Annotated in this window: 21 protein-coding genes and 1 other RNA gene; 10 read left to right on the plus strand and 12 right to left on the minus strand. The window is 55.9% G+C overall.

Going from position 1 to position 25,703, the window contains the following annotated elements; translation table 11 throughout:
* The first annotated feature begins 11 nt into the window (after positions 1 to 11).
* Positions 12 to 1,454: a protein adenylyltransferase SelO gene (gene selO / locus ACQG1K_RS09210; protein ID WP_063150471.1), complete on the plus strand. Its 1,443-nt coding sequence runs from the start codon at positions 12 to 14 to the stop codon at positions 1,452 to 1,454.
* Here selO and ACQG1K_RS09215 read toward each other — a convergent pair.
* The 8 genes from ACQG1K_RS09215 to ppsR all read right to left on the minus strand — a co-directional run bounded on the left by ACQG1K_RS09215 (position 1,451) and on the right by ppsR (position 9,581).
* Positions 1,451 to 2,230, minus strand: a complete 780-nt coding sequence (locus ACQG1K_RS09215) for a heme ABC transporter ATP-binding protein (protein ID WP_063150472.1) — start codon at positions 2,228 to 2,230, stop codon at positions 1,451 to 1,453. The two genes, selO and ACQG1K_RS09215, sit on opposite strands and share 4 nt — an antisense overlap.
* Complete coding sequence (locus ACQG1K_RS09220; RefSeq protein WP_023299913.1) at positions 2,223 to 3,215, minus strand: FecCD family ABC transporter permease; 993 nt, start codon at positions 3,213 to 3,215, stop codon at positions 2,223 to 2,225. Before ACQG1K_RS09220 ends, ACQG1K_RS09215 begins: the two co-directional genes overlap by 8 nt.
* Positions 3,215 to 4,033: a heme/hemin ABC transporter substrate-binding protein gene (locus tag ACQG1K_RS09225; RefSeq protein ID WP_032624390.1), complete on the minus strand. Its 819-nt coding sequence runs from the start codon at positions 4,031 to 4,033 to the stop codon at positions 3,215 to 3,217. Before ACQG1K_RS09225 ends, ACQG1K_RS09220 begins: the two co-directional genes overlap by 1 nt.
* Complete coding sequence (gene chuS, locus ACQG1K_RS09230) at positions 4,030 to 5,058, minus strand: hematinate-forming heme oxygenase ChuS (RefSeq protein ID WP_367075263.1); 1,029 nt, start codon at positions 5,056 to 5,058, stop codon at positions 4,030 to 4,032. Before chuS ends, ACQG1K_RS09225 begins: the two co-directional genes overlap by 4 nt.
* 35 nt (positions 5,059 to 5,093) lie before the next feature.
* Positions 5,094 to 7,076, minus strand: coding sequence for a TonB-dependent hemoglobin/transferrin/lactoferrin family receptor (locus ACQG1K_RS09235; RefSeq protein WP_367075261.1), 1,983 nt, complete (start codon positions 7,074 to 7,076; stop codon positions 5,094 to 5,096).
* 76 nt (positions 7,077 to 7,152) lie between these two features.
* Positions 7,153 to 7,341 carry a hemin uptake protein HemP gene (hemP, locus tag ACQG1K_RS09240; RefSeq protein WP_022647850.1) on the minus strand — a complete coding sequence of 63 codons (189 nt, stop codon included), beginning with the start codon at positions 7,339 to 7,341 and terminating at the stop codon, positions 7,153 to 7,155.
* A gap of 209 nt (positions 7,342 to 7,550) precedes the next feature.
* Positions 7,551 to 8,597: a 3-deoxy-7-phosphoheptulonate synthase AroH gene (gene aroH / locus ACQG1K_RS09245; RefSeq protein WP_023299917.1), complete on the minus strand. Its 1,047-nt coding sequence runs from the start codon at positions 8,595 to 8,597 to the stop codon at positions 7,551 to 7,553.
* A gap of 150 nt (positions 8,598 to 8,747) precedes the next feature.
* Positions 8,748 to 9,581: a posphoenolpyruvate synthetase regulatory kinase/phosphorylase PpsR gene (gene ppsR, locus ACQG1K_RS09250; protein WP_017384644.1), complete on the minus strand. Its 834-nt coding sequence runs from the start codon at positions 9,579 to 9,581 to the stop codon at positions 8,748 to 8,750.
* 335 nt (positions 9,582 to 9,916) lie between these two features.
* Here ppsR and ppsA point away from each other — a divergent pair, with 335 nt between their 5' ends.
* From ppsA to ACQG1K_RS09270, 4 genes are all read left to right on the plus strand, one after another.
* Entirely contained in the window at positions 9,917 to 12,295 is a 2,379-nt protein-coding gene (ppsA, locus tag ACQG1K_RS09255; RefSeq protein ID WP_046620285.1) for a phosphoenolpyruvate synthase, read from the plus strand.
* 234 nt (positions 12,296 to 12,529) lie between these two features.
* On the plus strand, positions 12,530 to 13,930 hold the full coding sequence (locus ACQG1K_RS09260) for an MFS transporter (protein ID WP_032624388.1): 1,401 nt from the start codon (positions 12,530 to 12,532) through the stop codon (positions 13,928 to 13,930).
* Positions 13,931 to 13,933: 3 nt separating this feature from the next.
* Positions 13,934 to 16,309 carry a glycoside hydrolase family 3 N-terminal domain-containing protein gene (locus tag ACQG1K_RS09265; RefSeq protein WP_367075257.1) on the plus strand — a complete coding sequence of 792 codons (2,376 nt, stop codon included), beginning with the start codon at positions 13,934 to 13,936 and terminating at the stop codon, positions 16,307 to 16,309.
* 358 nt (positions 16,310 to 16,667) lie between these two features.
* On the plus strand, positions 16,668 to 16,874 hold the full coding sequence (locus ACQG1K_RS09270) for a hypothetical protein (RefSeq protein WP_022647855.1): 207 nt from the start codon (positions 16,668 to 16,670) through the stop codon (positions 16,872 to 16,874).
* 401 nt (positions 16,875 to 17,275) lie between these two features.
* Here the strand turns inward: ACQG1K_RS09270 and rprA are convergent.
* Positions 17,276 to 17,383: antisense sRNA RprA (gene rprA, locus ACQG1K_RS09275), an RNA gene on the minus strand.
* Between the two features lie 209 nt (positions 17,384 to 17,592).
* On the minus strand, positions 17,593 to 18,708 hold the full coding sequence (gene ydiK / locus ACQG1K_RS09280) for an AI-2E family transporter YdiK (protein ID WP_022647856.1): 1,116 nt from the start codon (positions 18,706 to 18,708) through the stop codon (positions 17,593 to 17,595).
* Positions 18,709 to 18,907: 199 nt separating this feature from the next.
* Here ydiK and ydiJ point away from each other — a divergent pair, with 199 nt between their 5' ends.
* The 3 genes from ydiJ (at position 18,908) to ACQG1K_RS09295 (ending at position 22,651) form a co-directional block, all read left to right on the plus strand.
* Positions 18,908 to 21,964 carry a D-2-hydroxyglutarate dehydrogenase YdiJ gene (gene ydiJ, locus ACQG1K_RS09285; protein WP_426720874.1) on the plus strand — a complete coding sequence of 1,019 codons (3,057 nt, stop codon included), beginning with the start codon at positions 18,908 to 18,910 and terminating at the stop codon, positions 21,962 to 21,964.
* Positions 21,961 to 22,371: a 1,4-dihydroxy-2-naphthoyl-CoA hydrolase gene (gene menI / locus ACQG1K_RS09290; RefSeq protein ID WP_023305978.1), complete on the plus strand. Its 411-nt coding sequence runs from the start codon at positions 21,961 to 21,963 to the stop codon at positions 22,369 to 22,371. The genes ydiJ and menI overlap by 4 nt, the downstream gene beginning before the upstream one ends.
* A gap of 85 nt (positions 22,372 to 22,456) precedes the next feature.
* Positions 22,457 to 22,651, plus strand: a complete 195-nt coding sequence (locus ACQG1K_RS09295) for a YdiH family protein (protein ID WP_003857766.1) — start codon at positions 22,457 to 22,459, stop codon at positions 22,649 to 22,651.
* A gap of 46 nt (positions 22,652 to 22,697) precedes the next feature.
* Here the strand turns inward: ACQG1K_RS09295 and ACQG1K_RS09300 are convergent, their stop codons facing one another.
* Entirely contained in the window at positions 22,698 to 23,327 is a 630-nt protein-coding gene (locus ACQG1K_RS09300; RefSeq protein ID WP_023299922.1) for a helix-turn-helix domain-containing protein, read from the minus strand.
* 77 nt (positions 23,328 to 23,404) lie between these two features.
* Positions 23,405 to 24,064, minus strand: coding sequence for a winged helix-turn-helix transcriptional regulator (locus ACQG1K_RS09305; protein ID WP_022647860.1), 660 nt, complete (start codon positions 24,062 to 24,064; stop codon positions 23,405 to 23,407).
* A 354-nt stretch (positions 24,065 to 24,418) separates the two neighbouring features.
* Between ACQG1K_RS09305 and ACQG1K_RS09310 the strand changes: the two genes are divergently transcribed.
* Entirely contained in the window at positions 24,419 to 24,949 is a 531-nt protein-coding gene (locus ACQG1K_RS09310; RefSeq protein WP_367075255.1) for a fimbrial protein, read from the plus strand.
* 57 nt (positions 24,950 to 25,006) lie between these two features.
* A complete protein-coding gene (locus tag ACQG1K_RS09315) occupies positions 25,007 to 25,684 on the plus strand; it encodes a fimbrial biogenesis chaperone (RefSeq protein WP_058677984.1) in 678 nt (225 codons plus the stop codon).
* Positions 25,685 to 25,703: the final 19 nt, after the last annotated feature.

Here is a 25,703-nt window from a genome sequence, read left to right on the forward strand (position 1 = left end):
CAGGAGGACTTATGACCCTGTCTTTTACTGCTCACTGGCACGATGAATTACCCGGCTTTTACACCGCGCTTAAGCCCACGCCTTTACAGAACGCGCGTCTTATCTGGCATAACGATGCATTAGCGGATTCGCTTGGCATCCCTTCGACACTTTTTCAGCCAGAAAAGGGCGCCGGTGTCTGGGGCGGCGAAACGCTGCTTCCGGGCATGAAGCCTCTGGCTCAGGTCTACAGCGGACATCAGTTTGGCGTCTGGGCGGGACAGCTCGGCGATGGTCGCGGCATCCTGCTGGGTGAACAGGTTCTACCGAATGGCGAAACGCTCGACTGGCACCTGAAAGGGGCAGGGTTAACACCGTACTCACGCATGGGGGATGGCCGCGCGGTGCTGCGTTCAACCATTCGTGAGAGTCTGGCTTCCGAGGCGATGCATGCCCTGGGGATCCCCACCTCACGCGCGCTGTCCATTGTCACCAGCGACACGCCGGTGGCCCGCGAGACGATAGAGCAGGGGGCGATGCTGATCCGCGTGGCGGAAAGCCATCTGCGTTTCGGTCATTTTGAACACTTCTACTATCGCCGCGAGCCGGATAAAGTCCGCCAGCTTGCCGATTACGCCCTTCGACGTCACTGGCCGCACCTGCAAAACGAACCGGACCGCTATGTTCTCTGGTTCCGTGATATTGTCGCGCGCACCGCCTCAATGATTGCCCGCTGGCAGGCCGTCGGCTTTGCCCACGGGGTGATGAATACCGACAACATGTCCCTGTTAGGGCTGACGTTTGACTACGGTCCGTACGGCTTCCTTGATGACTATCAACCGGGTTACATCTGTAACCATTCGGACTATCAGGGGCGTTACCGTTTCGACAACCAGCCTGCGGTGGGGCTGTGGAACCTTCAGCGGCTTGCGCAAAGCCTGTCGCCGTTTATCGACGTCGATGCCCTGAACGATGCGCTCGACACCTATCAGGAGGTCTTGCTGCGGGAATATGGTTTGTTAATGCGCAACAAGCTGGGGCTGATGAGGCAGGAAAAAGGCGATAACGCGCTGCTGAATGGGCTGTTTGCCATCATGGCGCGTGAAGGCAGCGACTATACCCGAACCTTCCGTATGCTGAGCCAGACTGCGCAGCAGAGCGCCGCTTCACCGCTGCGTGACGAGTTCATCGATCGACAGGCGTTTGATGACTGGTTTGCCACTTACCGGGCGCGTTTACAGCAGGAACAGATTGATGACGATACCCGCCAGGTGCGGATGAAGGCGGTTAACCCGGCGATGGTGTTGCGCAACTGGCTGGCGCAGCGGGCTATTGAGCAGGCAGAGCAGGGGGATTATGCCGAGCTGCATCGGCTGCATATCGCCCTGCGCACGCCGTTTGCCGACCGGGAGGATGACTATGTCAGCCGCCCGCCGGACTGGGGCAAGCGACTGGAAGTGAGCTGCTCAAGCTAAGGGGCGAGAAAAACCTGCGGCGCGGCGTGCGCCGGATGTCTGCCGACGTGCACCTGCGCACCGTACCAGCGCGCCAGCGCGTCGGCCTGCAATACCGTCTCCGGTATGCCCTGAGAAACAATCCTGCCGTTGTGTAACAGCAGGATCCGGTCCGACCATAACGCGGCGAGATTAAGATCGTGCAGCACCACGCAGACGTGAAGATGACCCAGCCGGGTCAGCGATTTCAACAGGCGCAGCAGATGCTGCTGGTGGTAGAGATCCAGCGCTGAAGTGGGTTCGTCGAGAAACAGCCAGCCGCGCGGCGTTCCCTCACGCCACAGCTGCGCCAGCGCGCGGGCGAGCTGGATGCGCTGCTGCTCGCCACCCGAGAGGGAATGGTAACGTCTGCCAGCCAGCGGCAGGCAACCGGCCAGCTGCATCACCTCACGCACAATCGTCGGTTCAGGTTGACGCGACCAGGGCGCACGCCCCATTCCAACGATCTCCTCCACCAGCCAGTCAAATCCAGGCTGAGTATGCTGACGCATCACTGCCCGATAGCGGGACAGCGTCTCCGGGTGCCATTCATCCAGCGCTTTCCCCGCCAGCGAACAGCTACCGCTGTCGGGTTTCAGGTAGCCGGTCAGCAGTCGCAGCAGCGTGGATTTCCCCGCGCCGTTGGGACCGATCAATGTAACCAGCTCTCCCTGCGACAGTGACAGCGAAACGTTATCTGTCAGCGTGCGGCCAGACCGGGTAAAAGTCAGATTTTCAGCCGTATAACGTTCAGCCATGCTGTTCTCCACGACGAAAAATGAGCCATAAGAACCAGGGGGCGCCAAGGATGCTGGTGAGCAACCCGACCGGCATTTCTGCCGGGGCGACCAGAGTGCGGGCTACCGTATCCGCCACCAGCAGCAGAAAAGCGCCCGCGAGAACCGTGCCGGGGAGGGTTGCCCGGTGATCGGCGCCCAGCCACATGCGCATCAGGTGCGGCACCACAAGTCCGACAAAGCCAATCACGCCGCTGACGGCGACAGCCGCAGCGACCAGCAGAGCGCTGCATAACAGTAATATTCGCTGTACAAGGGCAACGTCCACGCCGAGATAATGCGCTTCCTCTTCACCCAGTTGCAGTAAATTTAACGCGCTGGCACAACGCCAGATCGCCAGAGCGGCAGGCACCATCAGCGAGATCACGGCGAGCAGCGTTGACCACTGCGCCTGACCGAGACTTCCCATTCCCCAGAGTGAAAGCTGACGCAACTGGGCGTCATTGCTGACCCACGAAAGCACACCCACTGCCGCACCGCACAGGGCATTGATGGCGATACCCACCAGCAACAGACGTGACAGAGAGGTGTCACGCTGCTTGCTGAGCAGGAAGATCACGCCTGTGGCTGCCAGCGCCCCAAAAAATGCCGCCAGCATCGGAGCATAAAGCATCACCAGCGCGGGCAGCGAGAGCGGGAGCACCACCCACAGGGCGACGGCCAGCGCCGCACCGCTGCTGATCCCGAGCAGGCCCGGGTCGGCCAGCGGATTGCGGAACAGTCCCTGCATGACGCAGCCGGCGAGCGCCAGCGACCCGCCAATCACCAGCGCCAGCAGCACGCGGGGCAGACGGATGGTGAGCCAGATCTGGCGTAGCGTCTCATCGCTGCCGCTCCACAGCACGTTCACCGGCAGGCGTAACGCCCCAAAACCGGTAGCCATGAACGTCATGACGGTAAGCAACCCCGCCAGAAGCCATAACGATAACGTGATGCGCCGGGACATCAGGGCAGTTGCTCCGCTCTGGCACGCAGTTGTTGTATGGCTTTCGGCGTGCGGACGCTGAAGCCCAGCAGGGCCATGTCATCAATAGCCAGCACCTGCTTGCTTCGTCCCGCTGGCGTTTGCGCCAGACCGGGCAGTTTCCACAGATTTTGTTCGCCGCCCAGCGCGTTAAGGCCGTCCTGCGAAATCACCACCAGATCCGGCTGGCTGGCCATTACCCCCTCCTGGGAGAGCGGCTGATAGCGGGTAAAGCCCTGCATGGCGTTCTGCAACCCGGCGGCGCGTATTGCCGCATCCGCGCCGGTCTGTTGCCCGGCCGCCATTGCGGTCATTCCGCCGTGGCTGAGGATAAACAGCACCCGCTTGTTGAGCGGTGTTGAGGGCAGAGCCGCCAGCGCCTGACGCAGCGAGTTGCGCAGGGTTTCCCCTTGCACCTCATGATGCGTCGCCTGGGCTATCACCCGCACTTTTTCGTCAATCGTGCGCAGGTCAGGCGTGCCGGGAACGGTAACCACCCGGACGTGGCTCTGTTCAACCTGTTTCAGCGCCAGAGAGGGTTGCGCCTGGTCGCTTGCCAGCACTAACGTCGGGCGTACGGACAGAATTCCCTCCGCATTCAGCTGGCGGAGATACCCCACGTCAGGCAGCGCGTTTGTCGCCTGCGGCCACTGGCTGGTACTGTCGCGCGCAACCAGAGAAGACTCCGCGCCGAGGGCGTAGACGATCTCCGTCACGTCGCCGCCGAGGGCGACAATTCTCTCCGGCGCGGCGACGGCGACCAGCGGCAGGGCGCAGAGCAGGGCAAACCAGTTTTTCATGCGGCCAGCCCTTCTGGCGTCAGAGCGTCAATCTGGCGGCGCCACTGGCTCTGCTCCGGCTCGCCTTCGGTACGCTGCCCGTAGAGCTGGGCGATCTGAGTTCCATCCGCAGCAAACAGCTCCAGGCTGGTAACGTGTCCGTCTGCCGTGGGCTTACGCGTAACCCACGTCTCCGCGATAGTCTCCTCCAGCAGATGCAGGGTAAAGGTTGGGTTGAAGATGTTCAGCCAGCCCTTCATGGGCGTCAGATTTTCCACCACACCGGTGAAGATCTGCACGCAACCGCGGTTGCCGACGAAGATCATGATTTCGTTTCCGTCCTGTTGCGCCCTCTCCAGCAGTTGTGCCAGCGCGCTGTTATCCACCTTACAGGCCAGATCGTCACTCACCAGACGAAACGCCTGCTGGCGGCTCAGGTTATGGCGCTTCAATAAGCTAAAGAATTGATGCACGTCGGTCATGGCGCGCCACTCTTTCTCCACCGAGCCTGCATCTGCACCGTCGGAATGCGCGGGGGCTTCGACAGCCTTCAGCGCCAGAGCGGGGTTATCGGCAATGATAAAACGGGTCAGGACGTCGCCCCAGGCGGCAACGTCGGTGTGATCCGTGGTGTAGACCTTCAGTAAAGCGTCGCCCTGATGATCGAAGAACTGAATGCTCTGACGTTCGCCGCGGGAGGTCGTTTCGCTAATGTGAAACGCGCTCGCCCACTGGTTGAGGAACAAACGCAGATCCAGCGCGCGCGGATTCAGCACCAGCCCGGCATGACCGCCGAGGTGCTGGTGAGTAAACGCTCCAACCTGTTCGTGAACGGCGTATTCGTTACGGCAGATGCATTTGGTTTCCCCCACGGACTCCAGCGCTGCCAGAATCTCGCGGATTTCACCGCGCAGCCGCCAGGCGTCGTGTCCAACGCGCGCAAATGCCAGCTCTGCTTCGCTGATGTGCATTAATCCGGCGATATCACGGGCGTACTTACCCGCATGTTCTTCTTTAAGCTCAAGCCAGCGTGTGTAGTGACCCATAATCTTATCCTTCTGAATCGTTGCCCCGAAGGGAATTACCATTGATAACTGACGAAGATCTTGCCGTTGCGGCCATCCTGCGGGATGCCCTGCGGTGACCAGTAGGCTTTGTCGAAGGCGTTCCCCAGCACGAGGGTGGTGGTGATGCCTTTGAACTGCTGCTGGCCTTTATAGCTGACGTAGAAATCATTTACTGCGTAGCCAGGCTGCTCGCTGTAGCTGCTGCTGATGTGCGTTGAACGTTCGACGAAGGTGCCGATCCAGCCCACGGAGAAGCCGCTTTGCGCCACCGGGATATCCAGCTTGCTGGTGACGGTGTCCGGGTTGATGCTGGAGATATATTCACCCGTGTCGGTATCTTTCCCGCGCGTGCGGTTGTAGGCCACGTCGAGGTTGAACAGGCTGGTCGAGTAGGTCGCCATCATGTCCCAGCCCCAGATTTTGGCATTTGGTACGTTATAGGACATGGTGGTGGCCGCCGCAAAATCGACGGTGGTAGAGATGTAATCTTTTGCTTTGGTGTCGAAGTAGCTGGCTTTGAACTCCAGCGCGTCGTTGGCGAGTAGCAGATCGTCAAAACGCAGCCCAAAACCGAACTCCTGGGTTTCGTTGGTCTCCGGACGCAGGTTCGGGTTCGGCACCCAGTAGTTAGTGTAGAAGCTGCCGATAGAGAAGTGCTTTGAGTGGTTATACATCTCGCCCATCGTTGGCGCGCGGAAGGCCTGGGCGTAAGAGCCGAACAGCATCAGCCAGTCGGTTGGACTCACGGTTAACCCGGCGCGTGATGACCATTTATCCGCATCCACGTCGTCGTAACCGTCGCTGCTGCCGCGGTAGTTGTCGTAACGCGTCCCGCCGAGAAGCGTTACCGGCAGGTCGCGCATGGTGATCTCATCCTGCAACCAGCCGGAGCTGAAGTCGATTTTAGCGTCCGGGAAGCCGGTGGTCGCGCCGCCAGGGTGTTGCTCCTGACGGTAGTATTCCCCGCCGTAGGTCAGCAGGTGCGAGGCGAAGGAGTCGCTGAACAGGCGGGTGCGGTTTTCCACTTTGCCGCCTTTGGTGGTCTGCTTACGGAACTCGCCGCTGGCGTCGATGTTCTGGGCGTTGATCCGCGCTTCGGACCAGTAAATTTTCGCATCGGCGTTCAGCCAGTCGTTTCCGGCTGGCGCAATGCGGTAGCCAAGCTGGGCATCGCGCTGAATGGTGGAACGATCGGTCATCGGGTTACTGCTGCTGGCATCCGTGGTCTGCGGGTTTTTCGGCTCCTGCGCGTCGTTGTTGTAGTAGCGCAGGGAGCCGCTCAGCGTCTGAGCCGGATCAATTTTCCAGCTGCCTTTCGCCAGCATATTGTTGATGGATTCGTCGTTTGGCGCCCTCGCGCCGTCACTCTGGCGAATGTCGCCGCGATCGCGACTGGACCAGGAGACCACACCGTCCAGGGTATCGGTGCGGCCATAGGCGCTGGCGCCCATCCCGATGCTGTGATCGCCTGTTGCACCGGTAGCAAATACGCGATAGCCGCTATTTTTACCTGCGTCCAGCAGATCGCTGGCGTCGACGGTGTCATATGAAATTACGCCGCCCAGCGCGCCGCTGCCGTACAGCAAGGCGGAAGGGCCACGTACCACTTCGATACGTTTGATCAGCGCCGGATCGAGGAACGTGCTGTTCAGGTGTCCGGTATCGGTGCCCTGGCGTACGCCATCCACCAGCACCAGCACGCCACGTCGGTCGTAACCGCGCAGGTTAACGTCCTGACCGTTGGTGCGCCCGGTGCCGTCCAGCGTCAGGCCGGGCACCTTGCGCAGCAGGTCGGCGGCGGAGCTGGCGGTCTGGTTTTCCGGCGCGGTGGCGTCAATCACGCTTACCATCATGGGGGCTTCGAAGGCGCTGCGGGCGTTGCCGGTGGCGGTAACGGTGATATCGTCTGTGGCGGCAAACGCAACGCCCGGCAGGGTGCTGACAATTGCCAGCGCCAGAAGAGACGGGCGTAAAGACGCGGATTGCAGGTGTGGCATAGCAACTCTCCATAAGAATTGAAAAGCGCTGGCTGCCTGGGGATCACCTGGGTGGCTGGCGAATGTGTTGTCTGGATTATTTAGTCAGGATCAGTTTTCCGGCATTGGTCTGGCGCAGCAGGTAGTGCTGGCCGTCATGCTCGATAATGACCCGTCCCTCCTCACCCAACAGGCTTTTGCTGTCGATTCGGCGATCTGTGGGAGCAGGGGACGGCGCTGTGTGTGTTTTTACTGGCGTTGCCGCGCTGTTATCGGTCGGTGACATAATGTTTATAAATAACAATCAATGTAACAATGATAATCATTATCAATAAACTGCAAATTCACGGCAAGCGTTTTTATGAAAATTGTGTGACGGGATCAAATTTGGGGGAGAGGTGCGGTCTGATGCCCTCACCCCGACCCTCTCCCACGGGGAGAGGGAGAAGGGCACGTACCGTAGGCCGGGTAAGCGCAGCGTCACCCGGCAGGATTTTAAAAGCGCGTGTCCACGGCTGAAGCCAGCTTCTCCAGCAGCCGTTCGCTGTCTTCCCAGCTAAGGCACGGGTCGGTAATCGACTGGCCGTACACCATTTGCTGTCCGGCGACGATCTTCTGCGTGCCTTCTTTGATAAAGCTCTCCGCCATAATTCCTGCAATGGCGGTCGAGCCGCTGCGGATCTGCTGGCAGACTTCATCGCAGACGTCCAGCTGGCGGCGGTGCTGTTTCTGGCAGTTGCCGTGGCTGAAATCCACCACCAGATGCTCCGGCAGGTCAAATTCCGCCAGCGTTTCGCAGGCGGCGGCAATATCTTCTGCATGGTAATTCGGTTTTTTACCGCCACGCATAATGATATGTCCGAACGGGTTGCCGCTGGTCTGGTAGATGGTCATCTGGCCGTTTTTATCCGGGGAGAGGAACATATGGCTGGCGCGTGACGCGCGGATGGCATCAACGGCGATGCGGGTATTGCCGTCCGTACCGTTTTTGAAGCCCACCGGACAGGAGAGCGCCGACGCCATTTCACGGTGGATCTGGCTTTCGGTGGTACGCGCGCCAATCGCGCCCCAGCTAATGAGGTCGGCAATAAACTGTCCGGTCACCATATCCAGAAATTCGGTAGCGGTCGGCACGCCCAGCTCGTTAACCTGTAGCAGCAGCTTACGCGCCAGCGCAATGCCGTGATTCACCCGGTAACTACCGTTCAGATCGGGATCGGATATCAATCCTTTCCAGCCCACGACAGTACGCGGTTTTTCAAAGTAGGTACGCATCACGATCTCCAGGCGATCCTGATACGTGCCGCGCAGCGTCTGAAGGCGTTGTGCATAATCCATCGCCGCGTCCAGGTCGTGGATGGAGCAGGGGCCAATTACTACCAGAAGACGTTTGTCTTCACCATTGAGAATTTTTTCGATGCGGCGACGGGAGGCCGTCACATGGTCCGCCACCTCGGCGGAAACGGGGTGCAGCCGGGCCAGTTCAGCCGGGGTGACCAGGCTATCAATGCGCGCGGTGCGCAGTTCGTCGGTTTTGTTCATGGAATGTCTCAGAAATTTTTTGCTTCATCGGCAGACTACCGGGAAGTGATGGGCATCACCTTAAACCAATCCCTGCTGATTTCAAGTTCGGGGCACGTCGCCCCGAGGATGGCATGATAATAACTGAAACAGGATTAATGTACTAGCATATTAGTACATGCGGCGATTCAGTCCCATGATATCGAGGATCTTGGTGGCAATTTCTTCTACTGAATAGTTGGTACTGTTCAGCCAGGGGATCTGATTTTTCCGGTACAGCGCTTCGACTTCGGAGACTTCCATTCGGCACTGGCGCATTGAGGCGTAGCGGCTGTTCTCGCGACGTTCTTCGCGGATCGCCGCCAGTCGTTCCGGGTTGATGGTTAGCCCAAACAGCTTATGCTGAAGCGGCTTGAGCGCGGCAGGCAGCACCAGGTTGTCCATATCATCGGCAATAAAGGGGTAGTTGGCGGCGCGAATGCCAAACTGCATTGCCAGGTAAAGGCTGGTGGGGGTTTTACCGCAGCGCGACACGCCAAGCAAAATGACCTGCGCCTGGTCCAGATTGCGCAGCGAGATCCCGTCGTCGTGCGCCAGGGTGTAATCAATGGCGGCAATACGCGCATCGTATTTGGTCAGGTTGCCGGGGTTCAGCCCGTGGGTACGGTGAGCGATCGGCGTCGGGTCGAGCTTCAGCTCGCTTTGCAAGGGTGCAACCAGCGCCTGCACGATATCCTGACAGAAGCCCTCGCTTTGCAGAATGATGTTGCGGATCTCAGGGATCACAATGGAATAGAACACCAGCGGACGAACACCGGTCTGCTGGTAAATGGCGTCGATCTGGTCCTTGACCGCTTTGGCCCGGCTCTCGTTTTCCACGAACGGCAGCGTGATGCTGTTTATCGACACGGGAAACTGCGACATCACCGCGTGTCCCAGCACCTCGGCGGTAATCGCCGTCCCATCAGAAATATAAAAAACGTGGCGATCGACAGCATTATCCATTTTATCCACCCTGAATAGCGTACGTAATTGCCTGAAAGCATAAATTAAAAAAGTTAATTGCACAGCAAAGAACTTATCTGAATTTAAAATGAAATGGTGTTTTTGATTTTCCTGAAAAGTGGATTTCATTTTCTGATTAGCGGCGTTATTTCTATGGTTTTTGCCGGAATCTATAGGAATCATCGGGTTAGCGAGTGCGGGGAAACTGTCCGAAAAGTTGAAAATTTAAATTGCTTACACGATTCACCGTTTTTTTAGCGGAAATAAATATGCCAGTATAAATACGTAGTCAGGTGTTTCTTACTCCGATCAAATATCACAAAAGGATTGTTTCGATGTCCAACAATGGCTCGTCACCGCTGGTGCTTTGGTATAACCAACTCGGCATGAATGATGTAGACAGAGTTGGGGGCAAAAATGCCTCCCTGGGTGAAATGATTACAAATCTGTCCGGTATGGGTGTCTCCGTACCAAACGGGTTTGCCACAACCGCCGATGCGTTTAACCTGTTTTTAGACCAGAGCGGTGTAAACCAGCGCATTTACGACCTGCTGGATAAAACGGATATTGATGATGTCACCGAGCTTGCCAAAGCCGGGGCGCAAATCCGCCAGTGGATTATCGACACACCTTTCCAGCCGGAACTGGAAAAAGCCATCCATGACGCCTACAACCAGCTCTCCGCTGACGACGCGCAGGCCTCCTTTGCCGTGCGCTCTTCCGCTACCGCGGAAGATATGCCGGATGCCTCTTTCGCCGGACAGCAGGAAACCTTCCTCAACGTTCAGGGTTACGAGGCGGTACTGGTGGCGGTGAAGCATGTGTTTGCTTCCCTGTTCAACGACCGCGCCATCTCCTATCGCGTGCATCAGGGCTATGACCACCGCGGCGTCGCGCTCTCCGCAGGCGTACAGCGCATGGTGCGCTCCGACGTAGGCTCTTCCGGCGTGATGTTCTCTATCGACACGGAATCCGGCTTCGACCAGGTGGTGTTTATCACCTCCGCATGGGGTCTGGGCGAGATGGTGGTGCAGGGGGCGGTGAACCCTGACGAATTCTACGTGCACAAGCCTACGCTGGCGGCTAACCGTCCGGCAGTGGTACGCCGCACCATGGGCTCGAAAAAAATCCGCATGATCTATGCCCCGACGCAAGAGCATGGCAAGCAGGTCACCATTGAAGATGTGCCGCTGGAGCAGCGGGATCGCTTCTCGCTCACCGACGCCGAAGTGGAAGAGCTGGCGAAGCAGGCGGTGCAGATTGAAAAACACTATGGCCGTCCGATGGACATCGAGTGGGCCAAAGACGGACACACCGGCAAGCTGTTTATCGTACAGGCGCGTCCGGAAACCGTCCGTTCGCGCGGTCAGGTCATGGAGCGCTACACCCTGCACGCGCAGGGCAAAATTGTCGCGGAAGGCCGCGCAATCGGCCACCGCATCGGTGCCGGTCCGGTGAAAGTGATCCACGACATCAGCGAGATGAATCGCATTCAGCCTGGCGACGTGCTGGTGACCGACATGACCGACCCGGACTGGGAGCCGATCATGAAGAAAGCGGCTGCTATCGTCACCAACCGCGGTGGCCGTACCTGTCACGCGGCTATCATTGCCCGTGAGCTGGGGATCCCGGCGGTAGTCGGCTGTGGTGACGCGACCGAACGCATGAAGGACGACCAGAACGTGACGGTCTCCTGTGCCGAAGGCGATACCGGTTACGTGTATGCCGATATCCTCGACTTCAGCGTGAAGAGTTCCAGCGTGGATACCATGCCGGACCTGCCGCTGAAAATCATGATGAACGTCGGTAACCCGGATCGCGCGTTTGACTTCGCCTGCCTGCCGAACGAAGGCGTGGGCCTGGCGCGTCTGGAATTCATCATCAACCGCATGATCGGCGTTCACCCGCGCGCGCTGCTGGAGTTTGACGACCAGGACGCGAAGCTGCAAAACGAAATCCGCGAGATGATGAAGGGTTACGACTCGCCGAGAGAGTTCTATGTCGGCCGCCTGACGGAAGGCATCGCCACGCTCGGCGCGGCCTTCTACCCGAAACGCGTGATCGTGCGTCTGTCGGACTTTAAGTCCAACGAATACGCTAACCTGGTGGGCGGCGAACGCTACGAGCCGGAAGAAGAGAACCCGATGCTGGGCTTCCGCGGCGCCGGACGCTACGTGTCGGAAAGCTTCCGCGACTGCTTCGCGCTGGAGTGCGAAGCGGTAAAACGCGTGCGCAACGACATGGGGTTGACCAACGTGGAAATCATGATCCCGTTCGTCCGTACCGTGGATCAGGCGAAAGCGGTGGTGGATGAGCTGGCGCGTCAGGGGCTGAAGCGCGGCGAGAACGGGCTGAAGATCATCATGATGTGTGAAATTCCGTCCAACGCCCTGCTGGCCGAGCAGTTCCTGGAGCACTTCGACGGCTTCTCCATTGGTTCGAATGATATGACGCAGCTGGCGCTCGGCCTGGACCGCGACTCCGGCGTTGTCTCTGAGCTGTTTGATGAGCGTAACGAGGCGGTGAAAGCGCTGCTCTCCATGGCTATCCGTGCGGCGAAGAAACAGGGTAAATATGTCGGGATCTGCGGGCAGGGTCCTTCTGACCATGAAGACTTTGCGGCCTGGCTGATGGATGAGGGGATTGATAGCCTCTCCCTGAACCCGGACACCGTGGTGCAAACCTGGCTGAGCCTGGCAGAGCTGAACAAGTAAAACCTGCATAACCTGAAAAAGGCGAGGATATCTGTCCTCGCCTTTTTTATTTTCCTGCGAATATGCTCACCATCACAAATAAAGCAAAAAACCAAATATCATAATTTATCTGTTAATTTAGACAATTGTTAGTGGGCAGGGCGTTGCTAATACTTGAGCCTTACCGCGTACATCCGTCGGGATGATGCGCGACTGGTTGAAATACGTTTTAACCTGATAAAAAGGCTAATAACAATGACAATCTCCTCTGTGTTACGTACCAAAGATAAAATAGGTTATGGCCTCGGTGATATGGCCAGCGCGCTGGTCTGGCAAACGGCAACGTTATTTCTCGCTTATTTCTATACGGACGTATTCGGTTTGCCGGCGGCCATTATGGGCACCATGTTTTTAGTGGTGCGCGTGATCGATGCGTTTGTCGATCCGTGCATTGGCGCGCTGGTGGACCGCACTCAGACCCGCCACGGTCGTTTTCGTCCCTGGCTGCTCTGGTTTGCCATTCCGTTTGGCGTGAGCTGCCTGATTACCTTCTACGTACCGGATGCCGGGCAGACGGCGAAAATTGTCTATGCTTGCGTAACCTATGCCATCCTGAGCCTGATCTACTCCGCGATTAACGTTCCATACTGCGCCATGCCCGGCGCGCTGACGCTCGACCCGCGCGAGCGCCACTCGCTGCAATCCTGGCGCTTTGGCCTGTCGTTTATCGGCGGGTTGATTGTAACGGTCATCGCGCTGCCGCTGGTCTCATTATTAGGTCAGGGGAATGTGCAAAAAGGTTATTTCTATGCCATGAGCCTGATGGGGCTGCTGGGTATTGTTTTATTCTTCTGCTGCTTCTTTATGACCCGGGAGCGTTACTCGCCACGCAATGACACCTCCGGCTCGATGCTGACGGATTTAAAACTGCTGGCCGCCAACAGCCAGTGGCGAATTGTTTTTCTGTTTAATATTTTACTGTTAACCGCCGTCGTGACGCGTGGCTCTGCGACCATGTATTACGTTAACTATGTTCTGTTACGTCCTGAACTGGTCTTTGCCTTTATTGTTTCCGGCATGGTGGCATCCTTAAGCGGCGCATTATTATCTGAACGCCTGCTGGGGAAATTTGATCGCGTACGCGCCTATCAGTGGACCATTATTTCTTTCGTTATTTTTGGCGCGTTGATTTTCTTCATTCCTCCTTCGCAGGTGTGGCTGATATTCGGTCTGAATATTGTGTTTAGTTTTATTCAGAACCTGACCACGCCGCTGCAATGGACCATGTTCTCCGATGTGGTGGACTACGAAGAACACCGCAGCGGCCGCCGTCTGGACGGGCTGGTCTTTTCTACCGCCCTGTTTGCCATCAAGTTTGGGTTGGCGCTGGGTGGGGCGGTAGTCGGTTGGGTGCTGGGCATGGTGGATTACGCGCCCGGACAGGCAAACCAGGCGCCTCACGTCCTCGCAACCATCAATGCCCTGTTCACCCTGATCCCCTGCGCGCTGTTCCTCTGCATGGTGGCGCTCCTTGCTATCTACAAACTCAACAGCCGACTGGTGGATTCCATTGCCCGTGAGCTGGCCAGCAAGCGAGACATTCGAAACGATGCGGGGCAGCTCAGCCCGGTAACCCAATCCGCACTACAGGAGTAAACCATGACTGTGATCTACAAGGACGCGGGACGTCCCGTACACGAGCGTGTCGCTGATTTACTGGCGCGTATGACGCCGGAAGAGAAATTTGCCCAGATGCACGCGTACTGGCTGATCCTCGATGAACACGGCAACCACCGCGAGCGCAGCGATTTGAGCGATGAGTTCGCCGGCGTGAGCGAACAGGCGTCCCTCAGCGAAAGGCTGAAGCTGGGCGTCGGGCAGATCACCCGTCCGCTCGGCACGCACATTGTTGATGCAAAAACCGGCGTGCGTGCCGCTAACCGCCTGCAACGTATGATGATGGAGGAGACCCGGCTCGGCATTCCGGCGCTGTTTCATGAGGAGTGTCTGGTGGGGCTGCTGTGCAAAGATGCAACCCTGTTCCCGTCGTCGCTGAACTACGGTTCCACCTGGGACCCGGCGCTGGTGCAGCGCGCGGCGGAGCAGATTGGCAACGAGGCCCGGTCCGTCGGGTGCCAGCAGGGGCTGGCCCCGGTGCTGGATGTCTCGCGCGATGTGCGCTGGGGACGGACGGAAGAGACCTTTGGGGAAGATCCGTGGTTGGTAGGGGTGATGGCGACGGCGTACGTGAAGGGGTTGCAGGGCGATAAGCGCGATCTGCTGGCGACCCTGAAACATTACGTGGGGCACTCCTTCAGCGAAGGGGCGCGCAACCATGCGCCGGTCCATCTGGGTTTCAGCGAGCTAAACGATACCTTCCTGCTACCGTTTGAGATGGCGGTGAAGCTGGCCAACGCCGGTTCGGTGATGCCAGCATATCATGACATCGATAATCAGCCAGGGCACAGCGACCATTTCCTGCTCACCACCGTGCTGCGTGAACAGTGGGGCTTCGACGGCATTATTGTCGCGGATTACGGCGGCGTCAGCCTGCTGCACCAGCACCACGGGATTTCTCACGATCCAGCAGAATCGGCGGCGCTGGCGTTTAACGCCGGGCTGGACGTGGAATTGCCGAAGGATGACTGCGCGCGTCATCTGGCGGAAGCGGTAGAGCGTGGGCTTATCTCAATGGCGAAAGTGGATGAGATTGTGGCGCGCGTGCTAAGTGAAAAATTCCGTCTCGGGCTGTTTGAAAAACCGTACGCCGACGAAGAAGGAATCGATTTGCAGAATGAGGCGACCCGGCAGGTGGCGCGCGAGGTGGCAACAAAATCGATCACGCTGCTGGAAAATAACGGCATTTTGCCCCTCGGCGGAAAACCCCGTGTAGCGGTAGTGGGGCCGACGGCGGACGATCCGCTGGCGTTGCTGAGCGGCTACAGCTTCCCGGTTCACCTGATCATCAGCGATATGGTTGAAGAGACCTCGCAGGTGACAACCCCGCGCGCGGCGCTGGAACAGTACCTTGGTGCATCGCAGATACGTTACGCCAAAGGGTGCCACATTATCGAAAAACGGATGGCGGGTGCGCCGGTGTTCCCGGGCGACAGCGGCGGTAAACCGATGCAGCAATCGCCGGTTTCACAACGCACGGATTTGATCCCCGAAGCCGTGAGCGCGGCAAAAGAGAGTGACGTGGTGGTGGCCTGCGTGGGCGACCTCGCCGGGCTATTCCAGAGCGGCACCGTGGGGGAAGGATCGGATACCGATTCGCTGAATCTGCCGGGCGTGCAGCAACAGCTGCTTGAGGAGCTGGTGGCAACCGGCAAGCCGGTAATTGTCGTCATGACGGGCGGGCGTCCTTATAACCTTCAGGGGCTGGAAGAGAAGGTGGCCGCGCTGATGATGGCCTGGGCGCCGGGGCAGGAAGGGGGCTGGGCGATTGCCGATATCTTAACCGGCCGCGCGGAGCCCCAGGGCAGGCTGGTAGTCAGCGTGCCGAAAAACGCCGGGGCGATGCCGTACTACTATAACCACAAGCTGAAAAGCGGCGGCACGCCGTTTGCGTTCCATTTCGGCGCACTTTACCCGTTCGGTTACGGTCTTGGCTGGACGCAGTTTCACTGGAGTGCGGCGCGTCTCGCTGAAAGCCACGTCCCGGTCGACGGAGAGGTGTTGTTAAGCGTCGATGTCAGCAATATCGGGGAGCGCAGCGGCAGCGAAGTAATACAGGTGTACGTGCGTGACAAAGTCGCGACGCAGGTTCGTCCGCTTCAGGAGCTGAAAGCGTTTCAACGCGTTACGCTTTCACCGGGAGAAACCGCCACCCTGACCTTTACCCTGCCGGTGGAGATGTTTAATTTCACCCGCCGGGACGGGAAGCGAATTGTCGAGCCAGGTGAATTTGAGCTACAGGTTGGCGCGTCCTCGGCGGATATTCGCGAGGTGGTGAACGTGCAGGTGACCGGGGAGACGCGGGTGCTGGAGGGGGAATGGCAGATGTTGAGTAGGAGTGAAATTTGTAAAAATTAATATTCAGGACTCGCCTGGCCACAAAGGCGAGTCCTCTTTCAAGCAATCAAAAGAGGAAAATGAACTTACAAAGCACTAATAACTTAAAAAAATAGTTCGCATAAGAATAGTCTTAGCCGCCTTGCTCTGAGCCTGGAACTGATATAGCTACTCCTCACCGTCTGCTGGTTGCAGGACTGCGCCAGATAGCCTGATAGGTTTGATGAGCTATAAAAGATGAAATTTAAATGAATATACGGACTCTGTCTGATTTAAGTTCCCTGTGCAACGGCTACATGACAACGCAATGCAGGGATAACGAAGAACTACAGTGCATAGCGTCAGAACTCAGGATTCAATAAGTAACTGGAGAGGTTAAGTGGTTGTAGATATTTCGGTGTTATTCATTATTCTTTTAATGATTGTGTGCGCCCTGATTTATCGCCTTTCTGTCATGGAAGATAAGTTGTTAGCAATGGAGTTAAGACACGCTACGGAAGTCAACGCAGCGCGTAGAGAAGGGTATATAAACTGCATGAATCTTCATGCTCAGGTTGAAAAAAGTATAAAAGATAAAGCTAAATGATGGCGTTTTTAGGAACGCCAGTTTGGCTGTTATATCATTTACTGTGCTTGCCTTGATGTTTATCTTTTTTCTTATGGCGGGAAAATAACCCACATAACTATTGTTGACAGAAGAAAAAGGTGCAGGCGCTGCTCCTGGAGTGGTCAGCCGCCTTAAACGTGGTGATGCTCATTACAACGTGAACGTGCTCGCGCTGATGAACGGGCAGAGGCTACTAATAATTCAGAGTAAAAGGAACACCTGGCGGTACGAGAAAGATATTCAGTAGATAGTGAAATGGCATATGCTTATGACGAAGGGAACTAAACAGTAAAACTCTTTCATCGCTATTCATCCGTCTGTAATGAACGGTTTTTTCGTTTAAAACACGCCTAAATCCTGTGCGCTCAGCATAAGGTAAATAAAAAAAAAGCCCATCGTGGGAGATGGGCAAAGACTACACACAGCAATTCGTTGTTTCACTCAGGGGATTTCCATGCTTATAAATCAAGGTGTTGATTTATAACCGTGTCTTAATAGTAGGCATGCCAACTTTATGAGTCGATCGGATTCGTCTCAATAGTTAAAGGGAGGTAAAGATTTCTTGAAGAGAATGACGGTTTTAGGCATGAAAAGGCGGGTCTGACCAGTGCGCAGAGAATAAATAGTTTAGCAACGTTTAAGTATTCCTGCGAAGAGTGTAGGCCGGGTAAGCGTTAGCGCCACCCGGCAAAGGTTATTACTGCGCGTTCTTATCTTCCAGCTCTTCAAGTTCGCTTAAGATGAGGTCCGGATCGGTTCCGGGTGGCGGCACTTCATGCACCCAGGCAGAGAAGAGACGCCAGGTTACCGCAAGCAGCACCGGACCGATAAACAGGCCAATCATGCCGAAGGCAATCAACCCCCCGATCACCCCGGACAGGATCAGAATCAGCGGCAGATCAGCGCCCATGCGGATGAGGAGAGGACGAATCACGTTATCCATGGTGCCCACCACGCAACTCCAGACCAGCAGCACCGTGCCCCAGGTCGTGTCCCCCGTCCAGTAAAGCCAGATAATGCAGGGAACCAGCACCAGCAGCGGACCAAGCTGTGCCAGACAGGTCATCAGCATGACAACGGTGAAAATGGTGGCATAAGGTACGCCGGAAACCGCCAGCCCGATGCCGCCAAGCACAGCCTGCACCAGCGCTGTGACCACCACGCCGAGCGCTACCGCGCGAACGGCCTGGGCTGCCAGCAGCACGGCCGCATCGCCGCGTTTACCTGCCAGCCGGGTGGCGAAATGGCGTACCCCCAGCGCAACCTGCTCGCCGCGCCAGTACAGCAGGGCGCTGAAGACCAGCATCAACGTACAGTGCATCATGAAGCGACCAATATGCGCAGCCTGCCCGACAAACCAGGTGGTGGTTGTACCGATGTACGGGCGCACTTTGGCCATCAGGGCGCTACCGCCCATCTCCAGCAGGCTGTGCCAGCCGCTGTATAGTTTTGCGCCCACAACAGGAATGCTGTTCAGCCACGCGAGATCCGGCAGCGTCATGTCACCGCTGGTGACCGCGCGAATAACCGGGCCGCTGCTGTCAACCAGGCTGTTAACCAGCAGCGCAATGGGAATAATAAACAGCAGGAACAGCAGCAGCGTCATCACCAGCACGGCAAGGCCGCGGCGACCAAACAGCAGTTTCTGCAAACGTAAGAGTAAAGGCCAGGTTGCGACCACGACGGTCGCGGCCCAGGCAAATCCGAGCACGAAAGGACGAACAATCCACAGACACGCAATAATCATAATGGCTAAGAACAGCACCGACAGCAGTATCTGTGCGACATCCCTGGGCTGACGAAGATTGACCATAAACGAAACTTTCCTTAAATGAACACCAGCAAGGCTGATGGGAATATAAACCGCATCTCTCTAATCATTAGTGATTTCAGCAATTTTTGACAGGCGGATTTTGCCCGTAATTCTACGAAGCACATAAGAAAAAAATGTGATAAAACTTTCCAGACACAACGCAAACGATTTCACACTATTCTCATTAGGGTCGACAGCAATGATCCCACAGATTTCTCAGGCACCGGGCGTCGTTCAACTGGTGCTTAATTTTTTGCAGGCACTGGAGCAACAGGGTTTTACAGGTGATACCGCCACCGATTATGCCGACAGGCTGACGATGGCAACCGATAACAGTATTTACCAGCTTCTTCCCGATGCCGTCGTTTTCCCGCGCTCTACCGCCGATGTGGCCCTCATCGCCCGTCTGGCGTCGCAGGAGCGTTTCAGCTCCCTGGTCTTTACCCCGCGCGGCGGCGGGACGGGCACCAATGGGCAGGCGCTGAACCAGGGCATCATCGTTGATATGTCCCGCTATATGAATCGCATCATTGAGATCAACCCGGAAGAGGGGTGGGTGCGTGTGGAAGCGGGGGTAATCAAAGATCAGCTGAATCAGTTTTTAAAACCGTATGGCTATTTTTTTGCGCCCGAGCTTTCCACCAGTAACCGCGCAACCCTTGGCGGGATGATCAACACCGATGCCTCAGGGCAGGGCTCGCTGGTCTACGGCAAAACCTCCGATCACGTCATGGGTGTGCGGGCGGTGCTGCTGGGGGGCGATATTCTCGATACCCAGCCGTTGCCGGTCGAACTGGCTGAAACGCTGGCAAAAGAGAGCACCACCAGCGGACGGATTTATCGCACCGTGCTGGAGCGCTGCCGTGAAAATCGCGAACTGATCCTCGACAAATTCCCGAAGCTCAATCGCTTCCTGACGGGCTACGATCTGCGCCATGTCTTTAATGACGATCTGAGCCAGTTCGATCTTACCCGCATACTGACCGGGTCAGAAGGTACGCTGGCCTTTATCACCGAAGCGCGTCTGGATATCACCCCGCTGCCGAAGGTGCGCCGTCTGGTGAACGTCAAATACAACTCCTTTGACTCCGCGCTGCGTAATGCCCCGTTTATGGTGGAGGCGCGGGCGCTGTCGGTGGAAACCGTTGATTCAAAAGTACTGAACCTGGCCCGGGAAGATATTGTCTGGCATTCGGTGAGCGAACTGATTACCGACGTGCCGGATAAAGAGATGCTCGGTCTGAACATCGTCGAGTTCGCCGGGGATGACGCAGAGCTGATTGAGAGCCAGGTGAGCACGCTCTGCCAGCGTCTGGACGAGTTGATTGCACAGGGTGAGGGCGGCGTCATTGGCTGGCAGCTGTGTAACGACCTCTCCGGCATCGAGCGAATCTACGCGATGCGTAAAAAGGCGGTGGGGCTGCTCGGTAACGCGAAAGGGGCGGCGAAGCCGATTCCATTTGCGGAAGATACCTGCGTGCCGCCGGAGCATCTGGCGGATTATATTGTGGAGTTTCGTGCGTTGCTCGACAGCCATGGTCTGAGCTATGGCATGTTCGGGCACGTTGACGCGGGTGTGCTACACGTGCGCCCGGCGCTGGACATGTGCGATCCGCAGCAGGAGATCCTGATGAAGGAGATCTCCGACGAGGTCGTGGCCCTTACGGCCAAATATGGCGGTTTGTTATGGGGAGAGCATGGCAAAGGATTCCGCGCCGAGTACAGCCCGGCATTTTTTGGCGAACAACTCTACGCCGAGCTGCGTAAGGTGAAAGCCGCTTTTGATCCTGATAACCGTCTTAACCCGGGTAAAATCTGCCCGCCAGAGGGCGTTGATGCGCCGATGTTGCAGGTAGACGCCGTCAAGCGCGGCACCTATGACCGACAAATTCCGATTGCGGTTCGCGCTTCCTGGCGCGGCGCGATGGAGTGCAACGGCAACGGGCTGTGCTTCAACTTCGATGTGAAAAGCCCGATGTGTCCGTCGATGAAAATCACCAGCAACCGCATCCACTCCCCAAAAGGACGTGCGACGCTGGTGCGCGAATGGCTGCGCCTGCTGGCCGATCGCGGCATTGACCCGCTCAAGCTGGAACAGGAGCTGCCGGAAAAACGCGCCAGCCTGCGTGGGCTCATCGAACGGACCCGCAACAGCTGGCATGCGAATAAAGGCGAATACGATTTCTCGCATGAGGTGAAAGAGGCGATGTCCGGCTGCCTGGCGTGCAAGGCGTGTTCAACCCAGTGCCCGATTAAAATTGACGTGCCGGAATTCCGTTCCCGCTTCCTCCAGCTGTACCACACGCGTTATCTGCGCCCGATGCGCGATCATCTGGTGGCAACGGTGGAGAGTTACGCGCCGCTAATGGCTCGTGCGCCAAAAACCTTTAACTTCTTTATCAATCAGCCGCTGGTGCGCAAACTGTCTGAAAAACATATCGGCATGGTGGATCTGCCGCTGCTGTCGGTGCCATCGCTCCAGCGTCGGCTGGTGGGGCACCGCTCGGCGAACATGACCCTGGAACAACTGGAAGCATTAAGCCCTGAGCAGAAAGCGAAGGTGGTGCTGGTGGTGCAGGATCCGTTTACCAGCTATTACGATGCGCAGGTGGTGGCTGATTTTGTCCGTCTGGCAGAGAAAATTGGCTACCAGCCGGTGGTACTGCCGTTCTCGCCGAACGGCAAGGCGCAGCACATTAAAGGTTTCCTGACCCGCTTCGCGAAAACCGCGCAGAAAACTTCAGATTTCCTGAATCGCGTGGCGCAGCTCGATATGCCAATGGTGGGCGTCGATCCGGCGCTGGTGCTCTGTTACCGGGATGAATATAAGCAGACGCTCGGCGATAAGCGCGGTGATTTTCAGGTCTTACTGGTGCATGAGTGGCTGCCTTCGGTGCTGAAGCAAACGGCCCCTCAGGAGGTCAGCGGAGAATCCTGGTACCTGTTTGGGCACTGCACTGAAGTGACCGCGCTGCCGACGGCGCCTGCCCAGTGGGCTTCTATCTTCGCCCGCTATGGCGCGAAGCTGGAAAGCGTCAACGTGGGTTGCTGCGGTATGGCTGGAACCTACGGTCATGAAGTCAAAAACCACGCTAACTCGCTCGGCATTTACGAGCTGTCGTGGCACCAGGCAATGCAGCGCCTGCCGCGTAACCGCTGTCTGGCGACGGGCTACTCCTGCCGCAGCCAGGTGAAACGGGTGGAAGGTAACGGCGTTCGCCATCCCTTGCAGGCTTTACTGGAGATTATCGGATGATCTGGAAACGTGCGGTCACTCTGCAGGCCTTAAATGCCATGGGTGCGGAAAACATGGTCGGTTTGCTGGATATCCAGTTTACGCGCATTGGCGATAATGAACTTGAAGCGACGATGCCAGTAGACAGTCGTACTCATCAACCGTTTGGCCTGCTGCACGGCGGTGCGTCCGTCGTGCTGGCCGAAACGCTGGGGTCGGTCGCGGGTTACCTGTGTACGGAAGGGGAGCAGAAGGTGGTCGGGCTGGAGGTCAATGCCAACCACATCCGCTCCGTTCGCAGCGGACGCGTGCGCGGTGTTTGCCGCGCACTGCACGCCGGAAGTCGTCATCAGGTGTGGCAGATTGATATACTGGACGAGCAGGATCGCCTGTGTTGTTCATCCAGACTGACGACGGCCGTTGTGTAAAGTTTTCGAATGTCTTGCTTTTGGTCAAAAATTAGCCGCCTGATTGTGATATACTGGTCACGTTTTGAACATAAGCGAGGACATCATGGATACTGAAATAACCCCAACACAGCTGGCAATTGAATATTTACGTCGCGATAAAAGCAATCTGTCTCCGGCGCAGTACCTGAAAAAGCTGAAACAACTTGAGCTGGAATTTACGGATTTGCTGGCGCTCTCTTCAAACGAGCTGAAAGAAGAGATCTACTTTGCCTGGCGGTTGGGCGTTCACGTCCATTGAGCAGTGAAGAAAAGGCCGCCCGCGCGGCCTTTTTTGTGTCTGAAACTCAGTATTTGGCAGGCAGTTTGTTAATTTTAATGAGCCGGCCTTCTTCCATTTCGATGAACCCGCCCGTTTTCAGGTCAGCCAGTATCCGCATTACGCCGCTGCGGGAAAGCCGGGTTTTATCCCGGATGTACCTTTCCGCCGTCACGCTGCGTCGGTAGTTGTCATCTTCCTGCATCAGCATCATGAGCTGCTGACGAATCATCTCGTAAGCCGTTGGCGCACCTTTCGGCATGACGTTGTGATAAAGGCGGTTATAGACAAACATCAGATGATTAGAAAGCAGCCCCCATAACGCCTTCTCTTTGATAACTTCTGCCACCCGATCGGTTGCTAGCACGCCGATCAGGCATGGCGTCACCGTTTTGAGATAATCGTTAAAATATATGTCCGTCAGGTTAGCGAGGCCAAACAGGGCGGGACTGCGCGCGGTGGTAAGCATCATGTCGTCGCTTCTTCTGTATATCGCGATTGTGCCCTCGAGAATTAAATAACACATACTCTGCCCGTTAACCTGGAGATCAAGTTGCTCACCGGGATCGGTTTTATACGTGGCGCAGTGCGGCTGTAAGTGGGAAATCAGTTCCTGGGCATAGGGAGAGCCGCGATGCGATGGTTTGTCAGAAGACATAGCGTTAACCTGGAAAGAGACTGTACTTTCTATAGTGTCGCTCTTATTTTCCACCTTCTCCAGAGATAAAAACAGCCTCAGTACTTGCGGGGTAAGTGATGGATCTCGATTAGCACGCCGCGCTCCATAGTGATGTATTTCCCCGTCCGCAACTCCGCCAGGATCCGCATAATGCCGCTGCGTGAAAGATAGGTGCGGCTTTTGATATAGGCTGCGGCGGTAATGCTTTGTCTTATGGCTTCCGGCTCCTGCATCAGTTCTACCAGCTGAAAGCGGATAATGTCGTAAGCCGACATCTGCGATATCTGGGCACAATGTTCGTAAACCCGCGATGCGGTATAGATCAGCAGGTTCGAGAAGGACTCCCATAAATTCTGTTGTGCGACTACGTGATTAAAACGCTCCAGCGTAACGCTAGCCACCTCTGAAGTTTCCAGCGCTCTGACGTAGAGGTGCTCAGAAGAAAACTGGCTGCTCACGCCGAGTATAAAAGGTGCGGATTCGGAATTTAAGACGATACCGTCACCTCGACGATGCAATGCCACGCTGCCATGTAACAGTAAAAAGCACTGGCGGATATCACCGGAATAATAATGGATGACTTCACCTTTAGCCATGATGCATCTTTCCGTATGCGGCAAAACATTATCGATTATTTTTTCAATGTGCTTAAGAGGCTTAGCGCCAAGCACTGTTGTTATTTCATTGCCTGAAACGGGCGCAATACGGGTGTTCATAAGAGGCCTCATACACTGATGCGATCATTTTTTGATCGACATAAAGAATTATCTTAAAAAACAGTTAGTCAGGGAATATTTTCGTCGAGTCTAATTATAGACTTGCCTATTAATGAGTGTTAATTAGTTGAATTTGAAACATTTTTGACTTAGGTCTAAAAGTAGACCGGGGACTTTATTGTTAAGATATTTCCAAAGTAATTTGTTTTGTTTTTGTTAAAAGAGAGTCTACAGCTAGACCCTAAAATCGATTGTGCGTAGAAAAAGAGTTGTATAAATTTTGATTCGTCGAAAGGGGTTTTATTTCTGCAACTGAATATCGGTAATAAATAAAGTAATACAGGAAAGAGAATTATGAATAAAAAATTGATGATGGCAATGTTAGCGGCAGGTTCTGTACTCACCATGACCAATGCATTTGCAGCGGCAGGTACCGTTAATTTTAACGGAAATATTCTGGATTCTGCCTGCGACGTAGATGTGGCATCTCAGAACCAGGTGGTGGTATTGGGCGATTATTATAAAACGGAATTCCCGACGGCGGGAGCCAGAACGGCTGCGACGCAGTTTAATATTATTTTGAAAAACTGTCCTGTGACGGTCACTAATGCAAAAGTCCGTTTTGACGGTACGCCGGATTTAACCAACGCCAGCCTGCTGGCGATTGATACGTCCGTGGCGGGGGCGGCCACAGGGGTAGCGATTAACCTGATGACTGCAGATAAAGCCGATCTGCCGCTGTACAGCAGCAACAGCTATACCTACGCGCTCAGCAGTACGGCTGATAATACACTGAACTTCTACGCGCAGTATATCTCCACCGCAGCGTCCGTAACCGCGGGCCCGGCTAACTCGGTCGCGAACTTCTCAGTGGTTTACAACTAAGTCATTGGCAGTAATTAGCAGGGGGCTTCCCGGCCCCTTGTTTTATGAGGTATTGAAATGCGTTTTATAACGACAACTGGCCTGGCGATGGCGCTGTTATCGCTGACGTTAACATCCGCCAGTGCTGGAGTAGTTATTGGCGGCACTCGCATTATTTTCGATGGGGCAAAAAAAGAAGCGTCAATAAGTATCACCAATCCTGATGATGTTCCTTATTTAATCCAGTCGTGGATTGATGTTCAGGATGGGCAATCCGGTAAAGCGCCTTTTATTATTACGCCTCCGCTGTATCGGCTGGATGGCGGGCAAAAAAACCTTGAGCGTATTGTCATGACAGGCTCGCTGCCTCAGGGGCAGGAGAGTTTATTCTGGCTGAACATTAAAGCTATTCCATCAGCCTCAAAGCAGATGAACTCGCTGCAAATTGCCGTCAAAACGCGGATTAAACTTATTTATCGGCCAGAGAGCCTTCGTGCGTCTACCCCTGAGGAACAAACCAACAAATTAACCTGGCGTCGTGCGGGAAATGCTCTGCAGGTAAATAACCCTACGCCGTACGTTATCAATTTCAATGAAATAACGGTCGGGGGTAAAAAACTTGACGATGTCACGTACGTAATGCCTTCAGGCTCAGTTCGTTTCCCGTTACCGAATGGGACCAATGGCAATACGCTGACGTTTAAAGTCATTAACGATTATGGCAATCCTGGCGAATTACACCGGGCCAGTTTGTGAACACTTTGCATTAATCGGG

Source organism: Enterobacter cloacae complex sp. 402C9 (assembly GCF_050030745.1).
GTDB lineage: Bacteria > Pseudomonadota > Gammaproteobacteria > Enterobacterales > Enterobacteriaceae > Enterobacter > Enterobacter intestinihominis.